This is a genomic window from Pseudomonas sp. GW821-FHT09E12, assembly GCF_059416085.1.
Genome location: NZ_JBWKOM010000002.1, coordinates 652,273 through 665,831, shown reverse-complemented (window position 1 = coordinate 665,831; position 13,559 = coordinate 652,273). Strand labels below are relative to the sequence as shown.

Annotated in this window: 16 protein-coding genes; 12 read left to right on the top strand and 4 right to left on the bottom strand. The window is 64.7% G+C overall.

The features are described from left to right. Positions 1-4 precede the first annotated feature (4 nt). From AC07PQ_RS08155 to AC07PQ_RS08145, 3 genes are read right to left on the bottom strand one after another with little or no spacing between them, the layout of a single operon-like run. Positions 5-583 carry a hypothetical protein gene (locus tag AC07PQ_RS08155; RefSeq protein ID WP_493184909.1) on the bottom strand — a complete coding sequence of 193 codons (579 nt, stop codon included), beginning with the start codon at positions 581-583 and terminating at the stop codon, positions 5-7. 1 nt (position 584) lies between these two features. Further along, the gene (locus AC07PQ_RS08150; RefSeq protein WP_493184910.1) at positions 585-2,732 is read right to left on the bottom strand and encodes a xanthine dehydrogenase family protein molybdopterin-binding subunit; all 2,148 of its coding nucleotides are present in this window, start codon (positions 2,730-2,732) and stop codon (positions 585-587) included. A gap of 23 nt (positions 2,733-2,755) precedes the next feature. Further along, positions 2,756-3,211 (bottom strand): (2Fe-2S)-binding protein, encoded by a 456-nt coding sequence (locus tag AC07PQ_RS08145; RefSeq protein ID WP_493184911.1) that lies wholly within the window; start codon positions 3,209-3,211, stop codon positions 2,756-2,758. A 259-nt stretch (positions 3,212-3,470) separates the two neighbouring features. Between AC07PQ_RS08145 and AC07PQ_RS08140 the strand changes: the two genes are divergently transcribed. Then, positions 3,471-3,974, top strand: coding sequence for a VOC family protein (locus AC07PQ_RS08140; RefSeq protein WP_493184912.1), 504 nt, complete (start codon positions 3,471-3,473; stop codon positions 3,972-3,974). A gap of 39 nt (positions 3,975-4,013) precedes the next feature. After that, positions 4,014-4,847, top strand: a complete 834-nt coding sequence (locus AC07PQ_RS08135; RefSeq protein ID WP_493184913.1) for an AraC family ligand binding domain-containing protein — start codon at positions 4,014-4,016, stop codon at positions 4,845-4,847. A gap of 97 nt (positions 4,848-4,944) precedes the next feature. Here AC07PQ_RS08135 and AC07PQ_RS08130 read toward each other — a convergent pair whose 3' ends face one another. Beyond that, on the bottom strand, positions 4,945-5,532 hold the full coding sequence (locus AC07PQ_RS08130; RefSeq protein ID WP_493184914.1) for a LysE family translocator: 588 nt from the start codon (positions 5,530-5,532) through the stop codon (positions 4,945-4,947). A 105-nt stretch (positions 5,533-5,637) separates the two neighbouring features. Between AC07PQ_RS08130 and AC07PQ_RS08125 the strand changes: the two genes are divergently transcribed. From AC07PQ_RS08125 to AC07PQ_RS08080, 10 genes are all read left to right on the top strand, one after another. Continuing rightward, positions 5,638-6,228: a GNAT family N-acetyltransferase gene (locus AC07PQ_RS08125; protein ID WP_493184915.1), complete on the top strand. Its 591-nt coding sequence runs from the start codon at positions 5,638-5,640 to the stop codon at positions 6,226-6,228. After that, positions 6,225-6,731 carry a GNAT family N-acetyltransferase gene (locus AC07PQ_RS08120; RefSeq protein ID WP_493184916.1) on the top strand — a complete coding sequence of 169 codons (507 nt, stop codon included), beginning with the start codon at positions 6,225-6,227 and terminating at the stop codon, positions 6,729-6,731. The genes AC07PQ_RS08125 and AC07PQ_RS08120 overlap by 4 nt, the downstream gene beginning before the upstream one ends. A gap of 207 nt (positions 6,732-6,938) precedes the next feature. Continuing rightward, a complete protein-coding gene (locus AC07PQ_RS08115; protein ID WP_370686848.1) occupies positions 6,939-7,670 on the top strand; it encodes a YjfI family protein in 732 nt (243 codons plus the stop codon). Positions 7,671-7,696: 26 nt separating this feature from the next. Then, positions 7,697-8,398 (top strand): PspA/IM30 family protein, encoded by a 702-nt coding sequence (locus AC07PQ_RS08110; RefSeq protein ID WP_007920973.1) that lies wholly within the window; start codon positions 7,697-7,699, stop codon positions 8,396-8,398. 167 nt (positions 8,399-8,565) lie between these two features. After that, a complete protein-coding gene (locus AC07PQ_RS08105; RefSeq protein ID WP_037033661.1) occupies positions 8,566-9,132 on the top strand; it encodes a rhomboid family intramembrane serine protease in 567 nt (188 codons plus the stop codon). A gap of 69 nt (positions 9,133-9,201) precedes the next feature. Beyond that, positions 9,202-10,236: a potassium channel family protein gene (locus tag AC07PQ_RS08100; protein WP_007920975.1), complete on the top strand. Its 1,035-nt coding sequence runs from the start codon at positions 9,202-9,204 to the stop codon at positions 10,234-10,236. Then, positions 10,223-10,873 (top strand): DUF2491 family protein, encoded by a 651-nt coding sequence (locus AC07PQ_RS08095; protein WP_007920976.1) that lies wholly within the window; start codon positions 10,223-10,225, stop codon positions 10,871-10,873. The genes AC07PQ_RS08100 and AC07PQ_RS08095 overlap by 14 nt, the downstream gene beginning before the upstream one ends. 15 nt (positions 10,874-10,888) lie before the next feature. Then, positions 10,889-11,317 (top strand): DUF350 domain-containing protein, encoded by a 429-nt coding sequence (locus AC07PQ_RS08090; protein ID WP_009043573.1) that lies wholly within the window; start codon positions 10,889-10,891, stop codon positions 11,315-11,317. A gap of 20 nt (positions 11,318-11,337) precedes the next feature. Continuing rightward, positions 11,338-12,054 (top strand): DUF1190 domain-containing protein, encoded by a 717-nt coding sequence (locus AC07PQ_RS08085; RefSeq protein ID WP_007920978.1) that lies wholly within the window; start codon positions 11,338-11,340, stop codon positions 12,052-12,054. 11 nt (positions 12,055-12,065) lie between these two features. After that, positions 12,066-13,223 carry a glutathionylspermidine synthase family protein gene (locus AC07PQ_RS08080; protein ID WP_053260902.1) on the top strand — a complete coding sequence of 386 codons (1,158 nt, stop codon included), beginning with the start codon at positions 12,066-12,068 and terminating at the stop codon, positions 13,221-13,223. Positions 13,224-13,559 lie beyond the last annotated feature (336 nt).

The window sequence follows — 13,559 nt, the reverse complement described above, 5'->3', positions numbered from 1 at the left end:
GGCGTCAACTTCCGACCGCCGGGCAGGGTCCGCCCGCCTCGGCCCAGAGCTTGAACTGGCTGACGAACATGTCGTGGGGCACCGGTACCGGCGCGCGGTTGCCACCGGGGTTCCAGCCCCAGAGCACCAGCTTGTCTTCGCTGACATGCTTGATCAGCGCGGCAAAGTCGCGGTCGCCGTTGCTGGCCTTGTCCTTGATCATCTGGCACAGGCGGTCGGCCGGCAGGCCAATCCAGGCCATCTTGTGCGCCGCCGGCGGCAGGCTCCAGTGCGGCGCCCCCGGTGGCATGTGCGGGCCATAGCTGGCTGGCGGGTTGCTTGCGCCATGGCAGGTGGCGCACGGCAGCCCTGCCGCGCCCTTGCCGTCCAGGCCACGGACCACGGCCATGGCGTGGGGCGTGCCAGCGTCGAACTGCAAGGGCGCATCCCCGGGAATATGGCAATTCTGGCAGCGCGGGCTCTGGAACACCTTCTGCACCGTCGCGAACGCCGCCAGCGCCGGGTCATCGGCGGCGAACAGGTCCGAGGCATAACCGCCCAGGCCGACCAGGATCAGCGAGCCGAGGAACAGGTGGCGTTTCATCTCACACCCCCGCCAGTTGCAGCGGCAGCTCGCGCAGGCGCTGGCCGGTCAGGGCGAACACCGCGTTGGCCACCGCCGGCGTCGTGGGCGGCACGCCTGCCTCGCCGATACCGCCGGGTTTCTCGCTGCTGGCGACTATGTGCACCTCGACCTCGGGCATCTCGTTCAGGCGCAACACCTGGAAGTCGTGATAGTTGGACTGCACCACCCGGCCGTCCTTGAAGGAAATGCGGCTGTGCAGGGCCATGCCCAGGCCGAAGGTGATGCCCGACTCCATCTGCGCGGCGATGCTTTGCGGGTTCACCGCGATGCCGCAATCCACCGCACAGACCACGCGGTGCACGCGAATCCGCTCGGCCTCCTGGGACACCTCGGCCACCTGCGCCACATAGCTGCCGAAGGACTCGTGCACCGCCACGCCCAGGGCATGGCCATTGGGCACGGGCTTGCCCCAGCCGGCCTTCTCCACCGCCAGGTTGAGCACGCCCAGGTGCCGTGGGTGATCCTTGAGCAGGGTGCGGCGGTACTCCACCGGATCCTTGCCCACCGCGGCGGCCATCTCGTCGATCAACGACTCGACGACGAACGCGGTATGGGTATGGCCCACGGAACGCATCCACAGCACGGTGATGCCGGTCATCGGCGAATGCAGGTCGACCCGGTGGTTCGGCGTGCCCTTCAGGTAAGGCCCGTCCGCCAGGCCCTCGACCGAGGTGTTGTCGATGCCATTCTTGACGAAGCTGGCCTCGAACGAGGTGCCGGCCATGATCGACTGCCCCACCAGCACATGCTGCCAGGCCAGCGGCAGGCCCTGGGCATCCAGGCCGACCTGCGCCTGATGCAGGAACGCCGAACGGAAGTAGCCGCCGCGCACGTCGTCCTCCCGCGACCAGACGGTTTTCACCGGGGCCGCGGCGGCCTTGGCCACCGCCACCGCCTCGCTGACGAAGTCCGAGGTGGGATTGGCCCGGCGGCCGAAACCGCCGCCCAGAAATTGCGTGTGGATCTGCACCTGTTCCGGCTTGAGCCCGGTGATCTTCGCCGCGACCATCTGGTCCAGGGTCTGGAACTGGGTGCCGGTCCAGATCTCGCACTTGTCGGCGCCGATGCGCACCGTGCAGTTGAGCGGCTCCATCGGCGCATGGGCCAGGTACGGCACGCTGTATTCGGCCTTGATCACCTGCGTCGCCTTGGCCATGGTCCCGGCCGCATCGCCGGCCTCGGCGGCCTTGGTCCCGGGGGTCAGCGCCAGTTTGCGAAAGCTCTGCATCAGGCTTTCGCTGCTCATGTTGGCGTTCGGCCCCAGGTCCCATTCGGCCTTGAGCGCATCGCGCCCCTGCTTGGCCGCCCAGTAATGCTCGGCGACCACCGCCACGCCCGTGGGCACCTGGAGCACCTTGAGCACCCCGGGCACCGCCAGCGCCGCCTGGGGATCGAACGACTTGAGCGTGCCGCCGAACACCGGCGAACGCAGGACCACGGCGGTCAGCAGGCCGTCGAAATACATGTCCATGCCGAATTGCGCGCGGCCGGTGATTTTCTCCGGGGTGTCCAGGCGCTGGGTCGGCTTGCCGATCAGCCGCCAGTCCTTGGCCTCCTTCAAGCGCAACGAGGCCGGGTCTGGCACCGGCAGCTGCCCGGCGTCGTTGGCCAGGTCGCCGTAGCTCAGGCGCTGGTCGCCGGCCACCACCCAGCCCTGCTCGGTGTGCAGGGTCGAGGGCGCCACCTGCAGGCGCTTGGCCGCCGCCTCGATCAGCATCTGCCGGGCCGCAGCGCCGGCCTGGCGATAGCGGTCGAACTCCATCCAGGTCGAGGTCGAGCCGCCGGTGATCTGCATCCCGCCGAACGCCGGCAAGCCATACACCGCGGCGGCCGGCGCGTGCTCGACGCGAATCTTCGACCAGTCGGCATCCAGCTCCTCGGCGATCAGCATCGACAGCCCGGTCCAAATGCCCTGGCCCATTTCCGAATGGCCGAGCACCACGGTGACCACTCCATCCGGGGCAATACGCAAGAACGCATTGGGCACGAACGCTTCGCTCGCCGCCCGGGCAAAACGATTGGCTCCCGGGATGACGAACGCCACCACCAGCCCGCCGCCGAGCAGCGCACCCCCTTTGAGAAACCCACGACGCGACGCAGTGATCATGCCTTGCCCCTCTTAATGCCGACTCAGCCGATTTCAGCGGCGCGTTTGACCGCCGCGCGGATCCTGGGGTAGGTGCCGCAGCGGCAGATATTGCCGGACAACGCCTGGTCGATATCGCTGTCGGTGGGCGACGGGATCTTCGCCAGCAAGGCCGCGGCCGACATGATCTGCCCCGACTGGCAGTAACCGCACTGCACCACGTCCAGCTCGGCCCAGGCGCGCTGCACCGGGTGCGAGCCGTCCGCCGACAGGCCTTCGATGGTGAGGATTTTCTGCCCGTTGGCCACTGTCGCGGCCGGGATCACGCAGGAACGCAGCGGCGCGCCGTCGACATGCACGGTGCAGGCGCCGCATTGCGCCATGCCGCAGCCGAACTTGGTGCCGGTCAGGTGCGCCACATCGCGCAGTACCCAGAGCAGCGGCATGTCCGCGGGCACCTCGAGTTGCTGGTCCTTGCCATTGATATTGAATGTCAGCATGCGCAACGCCTCAGGCCGAGGGGGGACAGGATTCACGGGATCCTGGAGCGGCGTCGCTTTGGCCGAAGGCCTACGCGCGCCGCGAGGTTTTCCATACAGCTAAGCGCAGTTTGCCGAACAGGCGGGATTCTGCGACCACCGGTCATGCACCCGTCGCCCCCGGATGAAGGGCGGTGAGTTGTCGATCTACGGCAACCCCGGACGACTATCGGCTGACTACGCTTGCTCAAGCGTGGACCACCTGCCGAGGAGAACCGTCATGTCGCTCATTCATCGCATCACCCCCTGCCTGTGGTTCGACCACCAGGCCGAAGCCGCCGCCCAGTTCTACTGTTCGATCTTCGAGCACTCGCGCATCACCGCCCTCACCCACTACGGCAAGGCCGGCTTCGAGTTCCACGGCCGCCCCGAAGGCTCGGTGATGACCGTGTCCTTCGAGCTCGACGGGCAGACCTTCACCGGCCTCAACGGCGGCCCGGTGTTCCAGTTCAACGAAGCGGTCTCGCTGCAGGTCAACTGCCAGAACCAGGGCGAAATCGATCATTTCTGGAGCGCCCTGTCCTACGGCGGCGCGCCCGAGGCCCAGCAGTGCGGCTGGCTCAAGGACAAGTTCGGGCTGTCCTGGCAGATCGTGCCTTGCGCGCTCAACCACTGGATGACCGACCCCGACACGGCCAAGTCGCAGCGGGTGATGCAGGCCCTGCTGCAGATGAAAAAACTCGATATCGCCGCGCTGGAACGAGCCTTCGCCGGCGAGAGCTAATACACTCGGTGGCCGACGCTTGCCGATGGGATGCCTTTGATGAAGCCGAGCTTGAGCCATAGCCTCGATACCGCCCCGCAGTTCTGGCGCGATGCGGCGCTGCCCTTTATCGAGGCCCGCTCGATCGCCGACGGGCGCAAGGTCTGTTACGCCCGGCATGCCCACGAGCATTTCTCTATCGGCGCCATCACCGCCGGGCACAGCACCTACCTGCACGAGCAGGCGCAATTTCGCATCGGCGCCGGCACCGTGGTGCTGATGAACCCCGGCGAAGTGCACGCCTGCAACCCTATCGACGACCAGCCCTGGTCGTATCTCATGCTCTATGTCGATACCTCCTGGCTGACCGATCTGCAGCATCAACTCGGCTTCAGCCAGGACCTGGGCTTTCGCGCCTTTTCCACGCCCCACAGCGACGACCCCGAACTCTATGCCGGGCTCAACCATTTGTATGAGGTGCTGGTGGACGAACAGGCCGAGACGCTGCACAAGCACAGCGCCGCAGTCGCGTTTTTCAGCGACCTGCAGCAGCGCCTGAACCCGGTAAGCCGACCGCCGCGCGAGAGCAACCAGAAACTGCAACGGGCCGCCGACTACATTCGCCAACACTGCACCCGTTCGCTGAAGCTCGAGGAAATCTGCCAGGCCGCCGAGCTGTCGCCGTCCTACCTGATCCGCGCCTTCAAGCAGCACTACGGCATGACGCCCCACGCCTTCGTGGTCAACCAGCGGGTGCAGTTCGCCCAGTCCCGGTTGCGTGACGGCGAGCCGATCGCCGATGTGGCCCTGGAAGCCGGCTTCGCCGACCAGGCGCATTTCCAGCGAGCCTTCAAGCAGCATCTGGCGGCGACGCCGGGGCAGTATCGCGGGTGATTGGCAGACCTGACGCCCTCATCGCGAGCAAGCTCGCTCCTACAGAGGACGCGATCTCTGTAGGAGCGAGCTTGCTCGCGATAAAGCCAACGCCGATTCAAGGCAACAACAGATACACCGCGCTCGCCGCCAGCAGCGCCGCCATGCTGCGGTTGAACAGGCGCATGCCCTTCGGGTTGCTCAGGTACTGGCGCAAAAAAGTCCCGGCGTAGGCCCAGCAGGCAATCGACAGGTAGCAGATCACGAAGTACACCAGGGCGAACTGCCACACCAGCAGCGCCTCGCCATTGGCGGCGAACGCGCCCATGCCGGCGACGCAGGCCAGCCAGGCCTTGGGGTTGAGCCATTGCATGATCGCGCCATACAGGGCCGACGGCGCCTTGGCCTTGTCGTCGCTGCTCAGCCGGCCATCATCCATCGCCAGCTTCCAAGCCATGAACAGCAGGAAGGCCACCCCGAACAGCTGGATGCCGCGGGTCAGGAACGGCCATAGCCGCAACAGCTCATGCAAACCCAGGCCGATCAGCACCAGCAACAGGACAAAGCCCAGGGTCGCGCCACCGACATGCCGCAGGCTGGCGCGAAAGCCGAACTGCGCGCCGGAACTCAGGGCCACGATATTGACCGGGCCGGGGGTAATCGAAGAGGCTAGCGCGAAGGCCGCCATGGAAAACACTACGCTCATCACACACCTTCAAAGGATCAATCGGAGAGTCCGGTGACCAAGGTAAGTGCGCAGGCCGCCCCCTGTATTGAAGAAAAACACCCCCCTCGCGTACGGACGAATCCTATGCCCGATGCTCCCTCCTCCACGACCACCTTCACCGCCCGCCTGCTGTTGCGGGCGCCGACCGCCGCTGACCTGGACATCACCCAACTGATCCACGGCGACCCGCGGACCCAGCGCTACAACCCGGCCGGCCCCGACAGTCGCGACAGCTGCCGGCAACGGCTGCAGGGCTGGATAGAACATTGGCGGGAACAGGGTTTCGGCTATTGGGTGGTCTGCGACCGCGCCCAACCCGAGTGTGTGCTGGGATTCGGCGGCGTCATGCACAGCCGCTTCGGCGAGCGCAGCGGGCTGAACCTGTACTTTCGCTTCGCCGTCGAGGCCTGGGGCCAGGGGTACGCCAGCGAAATGGCCGACGCCGCGCTGCACCTGGCATTCCGCATGCTGGGCAAGGAACAGGTGATCGGCCTGGTACGGCCCGACAACCTGCCGTCGCGTCGCGCCCTGGAACGCCTGGGCCTGACCCGCGACGGCGAACTGGACGACTTCCCCGGCCTGGCCCCCAGCCTGCTGTACAGCCTCAGCGCCGAATGCTACTTCGCGGCCAAGGCCACCTCGCCCACCGACACCGTGCGGAGCCTGGAACCATGAGCCAGATCGAACTGCACCCGGTCCAGCGCGACGAGCTGGAATGCCTGGAAAACCTGATGCAGTTCTACCTGTACGAACTCAGCGAATGGCTGCCGATCAAGCTCGGCCGCCACGGCCTGTACGCCATCCAGCCGCAGGCCGAATCCTGGCGCCAGCCCGGCACCCGCCCCTGGCTGCTGCGGGTCGACGGCGAGCTGGCGGGCTTTGCCATCGTCGACAAGCAGGTGCACTTTGCCGAGGTGCAGTACAACCTCGCCTACTTCTTCGTGGCCCGGCGCTTTCGCGGTCGCGGCATCGGCCGGCAGGTGGTGACGCGACTGCTGGAACAGCTGCCCGGGCACTGGCAGATCTTCCACATCGATGACAACCGGCCGGCCCGGGATTTCTGGGCCCGGGTCATTCCCACGCTCGTCGGCGACGCCTACAGCTGTCATCCAATCACGGCAGACGGCTACCCCTGCACCCTGTATAAATTCCACACCCCGACATCGCCCGGGCAATGATCGAGGCCCGGAAAGCCTCGCCCAGCACCCAGGCACCGGCATGCCCCCCTGAGCCACGGCAGTCGGCTGATTAACGCAAAATGCCGCTCCAGAGCCTTGCGACCGTTGTTTCGCCGAGCGAAAAAAATATCACGCGTGAGTCATTGAGTCGTAACAAAATCCCCTGTAATGTTCTCACGCGTGATACGTGCACAACGGAGTCACCCCATGAAAAAGACCCTCCCGGCCAGGCAGCCTGCTGACCTACCGGCTTCCTCAGAGAGTCGACAAGGAGAGCGCTCGAAACCTTCCAGCAGTAAGGCCTCCAGCAACAAGGCCCCCAGCAAGGCTTCCGCCAAGAAGCCGTCGAGCTTCTACATGAAGCAGATGCGCGCGGGCCTGAGTGCCGCTGGTTATGTGAAACACGAAACCTGGGTACTTCCGGAAAACCGGAGCGTGCTCAAGCACATTGAGAAGAAGCTGCGCCAACCCCTGATCGGCGGCGCACCGGTATTGGAGAATGACATGATCGCAGGTGAGAACTGGACCATCGACCGCCTCTTCGGCGCCTTGCAGGCCCTGGACGAAGTGACCTCGAACGAAATCGGCCTGAGCCTGATTCAAGGCGCCGAGCCAAGCATCAAGCTGGAAATGCACGACTTCGGCGGCCTGCCGATCTACATCGCGGTGGTCGGCGAGCAGATCATCGTCGACACCGTGCTGGTGGACCTGGAGTCGATCAACGACGTTGCCCGCTTCAATGACGCGGTGCTGCGCAGCCGGGAGATGTTCCCCCTCTCCTCGATCGGCATCGAGTCCATGCCCAACGGCCAGACTGTCTACAACATGTTCGGCGCCCTGAGCGCCAGTTCGAACCTGACCAACGTGGTGACCGAGGTCAAGACCCTGGTGGACAACGTCCAACGCGCCACCGAAGCCTTCGAAAGCTTCTTCAACTGATTGCCGAGAATCCGGAGTACACCTACATGACTCAGTCCATCTGGAACAAACTGTTCACTGCCCTGCGCGGCGGCGCCAACGAAGTCGGCGAAAGCATCGCCGACCAGCAGGCCCTGCGCATCCTCGACCAGGAAATCCGCGACGCCGACAACGCCCTGTCCAACGCCAAGCGCGAGCTGGTCACCATCATGGCCAAGCACAAGCTGTCCACTGAGCGGGTCAGCGAATTCACCGCGAAGATCGCCGACCTGGAATCCAAGGCCCTCGCCTCGCTGCAGGCCAACCGCGAAGACCTGGCCCTGGAAGTCGCCGAAGCCATCTCGACCCTGACCACCGGCCTGGAAGCGGAGCAGAAGCAAGCCAGCGAATTCGGCGCCTACGCCGAGAATATGCGCAAGGACATCGGCAAGGCCGAAGCGCGCATCCGCAGCCTGCGCCAACAAGTGGACATGGCCAAGGCCCGGGAGAGCGTGCAGAAAGCCCAGGTCAGTGCCTCGATCGCCAGCGGCGGCGCCAACGGCAAGCTGGAAACCGCAGTCAACACCCTGAACCGCCTGCAAGCCAAGCAAGACCAGCGCGCGGCGGAAATGGAAGCCCAGGAGCAACTGGCCGATGCGAGCAACGGCAACGACCTGGAACGCCGCCTGCGCGAAGCCAACATCGTGCCGGACCAGGGCAGCGCCAATGCCATCCTCGAGCGCCTGAAAAAGCAGAAGTCGGTCGAGTAAACAGCGCTGTTGCACCACTCAATCTGTAGGAGCGCAGCTTGCTCGCGATGGTCGTTAACGATGTCGCGTACTGCCTGGATGAGCTCGGCGCCCTCCAGTCCATCGCGAGCAAGCTGCGCGCCTACAGTGAATCGCCTGTGTTTTTTTCGGCCTCCTGGAGGGCCTCGATGGCCGTTGCAAATGGTTTCAAGACCCTAGCGGGCCTGGCCCTGGTAATGATCGCCGTACAGGTGCTCAACAGCCTGAGCGGCTACAGCCTGAATCTCTTCGGCCTGATCCCGCGCACCTTGCAGGGTTTGCCGGGGATACTCGCCTCGCCCTTTCTCCACGGCTCCTTTACCCACCTGACCGCCAACCTGGTGCCCTTCCTGATCCTCGGCGCCATGGTGATCGCCGAAGGCCAGCGGCGCTTCGTGGTGGTCAGCCTGATCATCATCCTGCTCGGCGGCGCGCTGGTCTGGCTGTTCGGCTTCAGGGGCATCCACGTCGGCGCCAGCGCCTGGGTCTTCGGCCTGTGGGCCTACATCCTCACCCGCGCCTGGCTGTTGCGCAGCTGGAGCAGCCTGCTGGCCGCCGCGGTGACGATGTTTCTGTATTCCGGCCTGGTCCTGGGGTTCCTGCCACGGGCCGGGGTGTCCTTCGAAGGGCACATCTTTGGCGCCTTCGCGGGGTTTATCGCAGCAAAAGTGCTTTTATCCGGCGCCAAGCCGATGTCTAATGCCGCGCGGCAATGAGCCATGCCTTGCCCGGGCACGGCACGCTGCATCACGGATAGATCTGCTCATCAGGAAATCAGGGATTCGATGTCGATTTTCATCTTGCTTCGGGTATACGCGGCCACCTTCTTCCAGCGCTTCGGCTGGATGGGCCTGGCCATCGCGCTCGGCGTGCATGCCGCGACCTCCTATCTCGGCCTGGTGGCCTTGGGCGAGCAGCACCTCACCGCGCCCGCGACCTTCATCTATTTCTATTTCACCACCACCCTGACCGTGGGTTATGGCGACCTGTCGCCGCAATCCGCCGCCGGCCGGGTGTTCGTCGCCGTGTGGGTGATGCTCGGCGGCATCGCGCTGCTGACCGCGGCCATCGGCAAGACCACCAGCAGCGTTATGGACCTATGGAGAAAAGGCATGAAAGGCAAAGGCGACTTCACCGGCCAGACCGGGCATACCGTGCTGGTCGGCTGGGAAGGCGCGTCCAGCGAGCGGGTGATCGAATTGCTGCTGCAGGACGAAACCTCCAACGACAACCTGATCGTCATCTGCGACGCCAGCCTCGACGAGAACCCGATGCAGGGCAAGGCCGCCTTCGTCAAGGGCGAAAGCCTGTCGTCCGCGGCCCTGCTGTTGCGTGCCGGGGTGCCCGGCGCCGAACGGGTGCTGGTGCGCACCAGCTCCGACGACCTGACCCTGGCCAGCGTGCTGGCGATCAACCAGCTGCGCCCCAGCGGCCACGTGGTCGCCCACTTCAACGACAGCGAAATCGCCACCCTGGCCGCCTCCTACGCACCGAAGCTGGAGTGCACCTCGAGCATGGCCATCGAGATGCTGGTGCGCTCCTCCCAGGACCCGGGCTCCTCGGTGGTGATCAACGAACTGCTGTGCGTCGGCCAGGGCGCCACCCAATACGTCATGCGCCTGCCCGAGACTTACGAAGGCCGTTTCGCCGAGCTCTACGTACACCTCAAGGAACGCTACAACGCCACCCTGATCGGCTACCGCGCCCGCGGCGCACAACACCCGCAGATCAACCCGCACAGCGATACGCGGATCCAGGGCGGCGAACTCTTCTACATCGCTTCCAGCCGCCTCAAGGACATCGACAATGGGATGGTTTAAACGCTTTCTGGGGCTCCAGGCCCCGGCCACCACAAGCTCGAGTTTCGCCACCGGCCCACTGGGCCTGAGCATGGGCGCGGGCATCCGCTTCGATGCCAGCCTCAAGCTGCTGCTCGCCGACAACAGCCGCGTAGCGATTCCCGGCGACCAGGCGGTCTACAGCGAAGGCCAGGTAGACCTGGGCCAGTCCGAATGGCTGTCGCGCTACTACCTGGACGACGAGGACTACTGGCTGCAGGTGCACACCAGCGGGGGCATCGACGGCCAGGTCAAATCGATCATCCTGTTCAACTACCTGAGCAACCAGGCCGTCAACAGCGAAGCCGAGCTGCGGCGCCTGGCCGGCCCGAACAGCCTGATCGGCCAGCCCACCTACAGCCTCGACGGCGTCGAGTACCTGCGCGAATGGGGCACCGAAGCCGGACAGACCGAGCTGGTGCCGCTGCGCGAGCAGGTGTCCAAGCCGGACGAGACCTTCGCCTTCGAAAGCCACTCGATGCTCTATGCCCGCGACACCGGCCTGACCAATCGCCGTGAGTTCCTGCTGTTTTCCGTGGAGCAATACGCCGACGGCAGCGTCAGCCTGGTGACCTCACTGGGCATTTCCCTATACATGACCGACCTGCAAACCCTCTGACAAGGACCAGAACCCATGCTTGAAGCCCTTTCCATCTCCCTGAACAAATTCGCCGTGGTCGGTTTCCTGACCTACATCCTCGGCGCGGCCGTGCTGTTCGCCCTGTTCCAGTTCGTCTACACCCGCCTGACGCCGCACAAGGAATTCCAGCTGATCCGCGAGGGCAACGTCTCCGCCGCCATCGCCCTGGGCGGCGCCATCATCGGTTTCGCCATCCCGGCGAGCAACGTCATCGCCTACTCCATCAGCCTGCTGGACTTCGCCGTCTGGGCGCTGATCGCCGCCGTGGTGCAACTGCTGGCGTTCCTGATGACCAGCCTGGTGCTCAAGGGCACTTCGCAGCGCATCCGCAACGGCGAAATTGCCGCCGGCATCTATGTCGCCGCCGTGGCCATCAGCGTCGGCCTGCTCAACGCCGCCTGCATGACCCCTTCGCAGAACTGATCGACCGCACGGAGCCCTCGATGAAACGAAGCCAATACGTTCAGCTCTCCCTAGCCGCCTCGGTGGCCCTGGCGATCTCGGGCTGCAACTCGGAGCCGGAGACCCTCGCGGTCCAGCAGAAATTCAACTTCCAGTCGGTGCAGGAATGCGTGGACGGCAAGATCGCCGTGGACGTCTGCTCCGATGCCTATATCAAGGCCATGGCGGAGCACCGCGCCCAGGCGCCGGTCTACGACAACCAGGCCGATTGCGATGCCGACTTCGTCGAAAACTGGTGCCAGGTGGATTCCAGCGGCAAGTTCGTGCCCAAGCTCGGCGGCTTTGAAATCAACGCCCAGGGCGCCTTCACCCGCGAACAGCTGGCGGCAGCCGGGGTCAGCCCCGAGGCTGGCCGCAGCTCGTCGTTCAGCAGCAATGACAGCGGCCTGCTCACCGGCCTGCTGATCGGCAACCTGCTCAGCGGTGGCAACCGCAACTATTATTCCGAGCCGGTCTACCGCTATCGCGACGACCGCGGCAGCTACGCCAACTCGACGCTCAACCAGCGCATCGCCAGCGGCTCGACCTTCTCCAAGTCGCGCCAGGCGCAGTCGGGCAGCGGTTTCCGGACCACCACCCGGCCGATGTCCGTGTCCTCCTCTACCTCCCGCGGCGGCTTCGGCAGCCAGGCCAGCGCCCGCAGCGGCTGGGGCGGCTCCAGCTCCTCGAGCTGGAGTTCGGGACGCTCGAGCAGCTAAGGAGGCGCGCCATGAAGAAGATCCTCTGCAACGAACGCCCGGACTGGCGACAGACCGCGCAAAAGCTCGGCTTCCTGTTCCACACCATCGACGGCGAAGCCTACTGGGACGAAAGCGCCTACTACCAGTTCAGCCTCAAGCAGATCGAGGACGACCTGGAAGACCCGACCACCGAGATCCATGAGATGTGCATGGACCTGGTGGACCGGGTGGTGCGCAGCGAGGCCCTGCTCGATCGCCTGAGCATCCCGCCGGCCTTCTACGACATGATCCGCACTTCATGGCTCGAGGGTCACCCGCACCTCTACGGCCGCCTGGATTTTTCCTACGACGGCCAGGGCCCGGCCAAGCTGCTGGAGCTCAACTACGACACCCCCACCAGCCTCTATGAAACCGCGGCGTTCCAATGGGGCTGGCTGGAGCAGAACATCGAGCGCGGCCTGCTGCCGCGGCATGCCGACCAGTTCAACAGCATCGACACCCGGCTGCACCAGGCTTTCGCCCAGCTGGGGATCAAGCGCCCGTTCTATTTCGCCTCGATGAAGGATTCGGTGGAGGACCGCGCCACCACCGACTACCTGCGCCTGATCGCGGAAAAGGCCGGCATCGAGTCGCGGCATATCGACGTGGAAGACATCGGCCTCACCGCCGAAGGCCGCTTCGTCGATCTGCAGGACCGCTGGATCCCGCACCTGTTCAAGCTGCACGCCTGGGAGTTCATCTTCCACGAACCCTTCGGCGCGGCGATCGCCGCCAGCGACACGCAGTTCTTCGAGCCGGCGTGGAAATCCATCCTCTCCAACAAGGGCATCCTGCCGCTGCTCTGGGAAGCCCACCCGGGCCACCCGAACCTGCTGGAAACCCACCTGGACCCGCACCCGCAACGCGAGGTGCCCAAGGGCTGGGTACGCAAGCCGTTCTTTTCCCGCGAAGGCGCCAACATCGAGTTGCGCACCCCGCAGGACGAGGTGGTCAAGGAAGACGGCCCCTACACCGACGCGCCCTACATCCTGCAGTCCTTCGCCCCGCTGCCGCGCTTTGGCGACAGCTACACCCTGATCGGCTCCTGGGTCATCGGCGACCAGGCCGCCGGCATCGGCGTGCGTGAAGACGACAGCCTGATCACCAAGGACTCCAGCCGCTTCCTGCCGCACCTGATCCTCGACTGATATATCCGCCGGGGCGCGCAATGCGCCTCGGCCTGTTTCTCAACGGCTACAGCACAACAACTATCTCCAGCATTGTTATGGCCGTCATTCAGAACTGCCTTATATAACTTGCCCATCATTTATCTGAGTTCCGCTACAGACCTTGCTTAAAGCTGAACGAACATATGATTCGTGGCAATTTAATCTTGACTTGACAGGTGGCCCTGAGTAAATTGCGCGGGCCGGCCAAACCGGCCTTTTTTCAACTCACAAAAGAAGCCAATGGACACAGTATCTAGACGCTGTCTGGTCGATGCGCTTGCGCAGGGCTGGGCACTTAACCCAGAACATGACGGG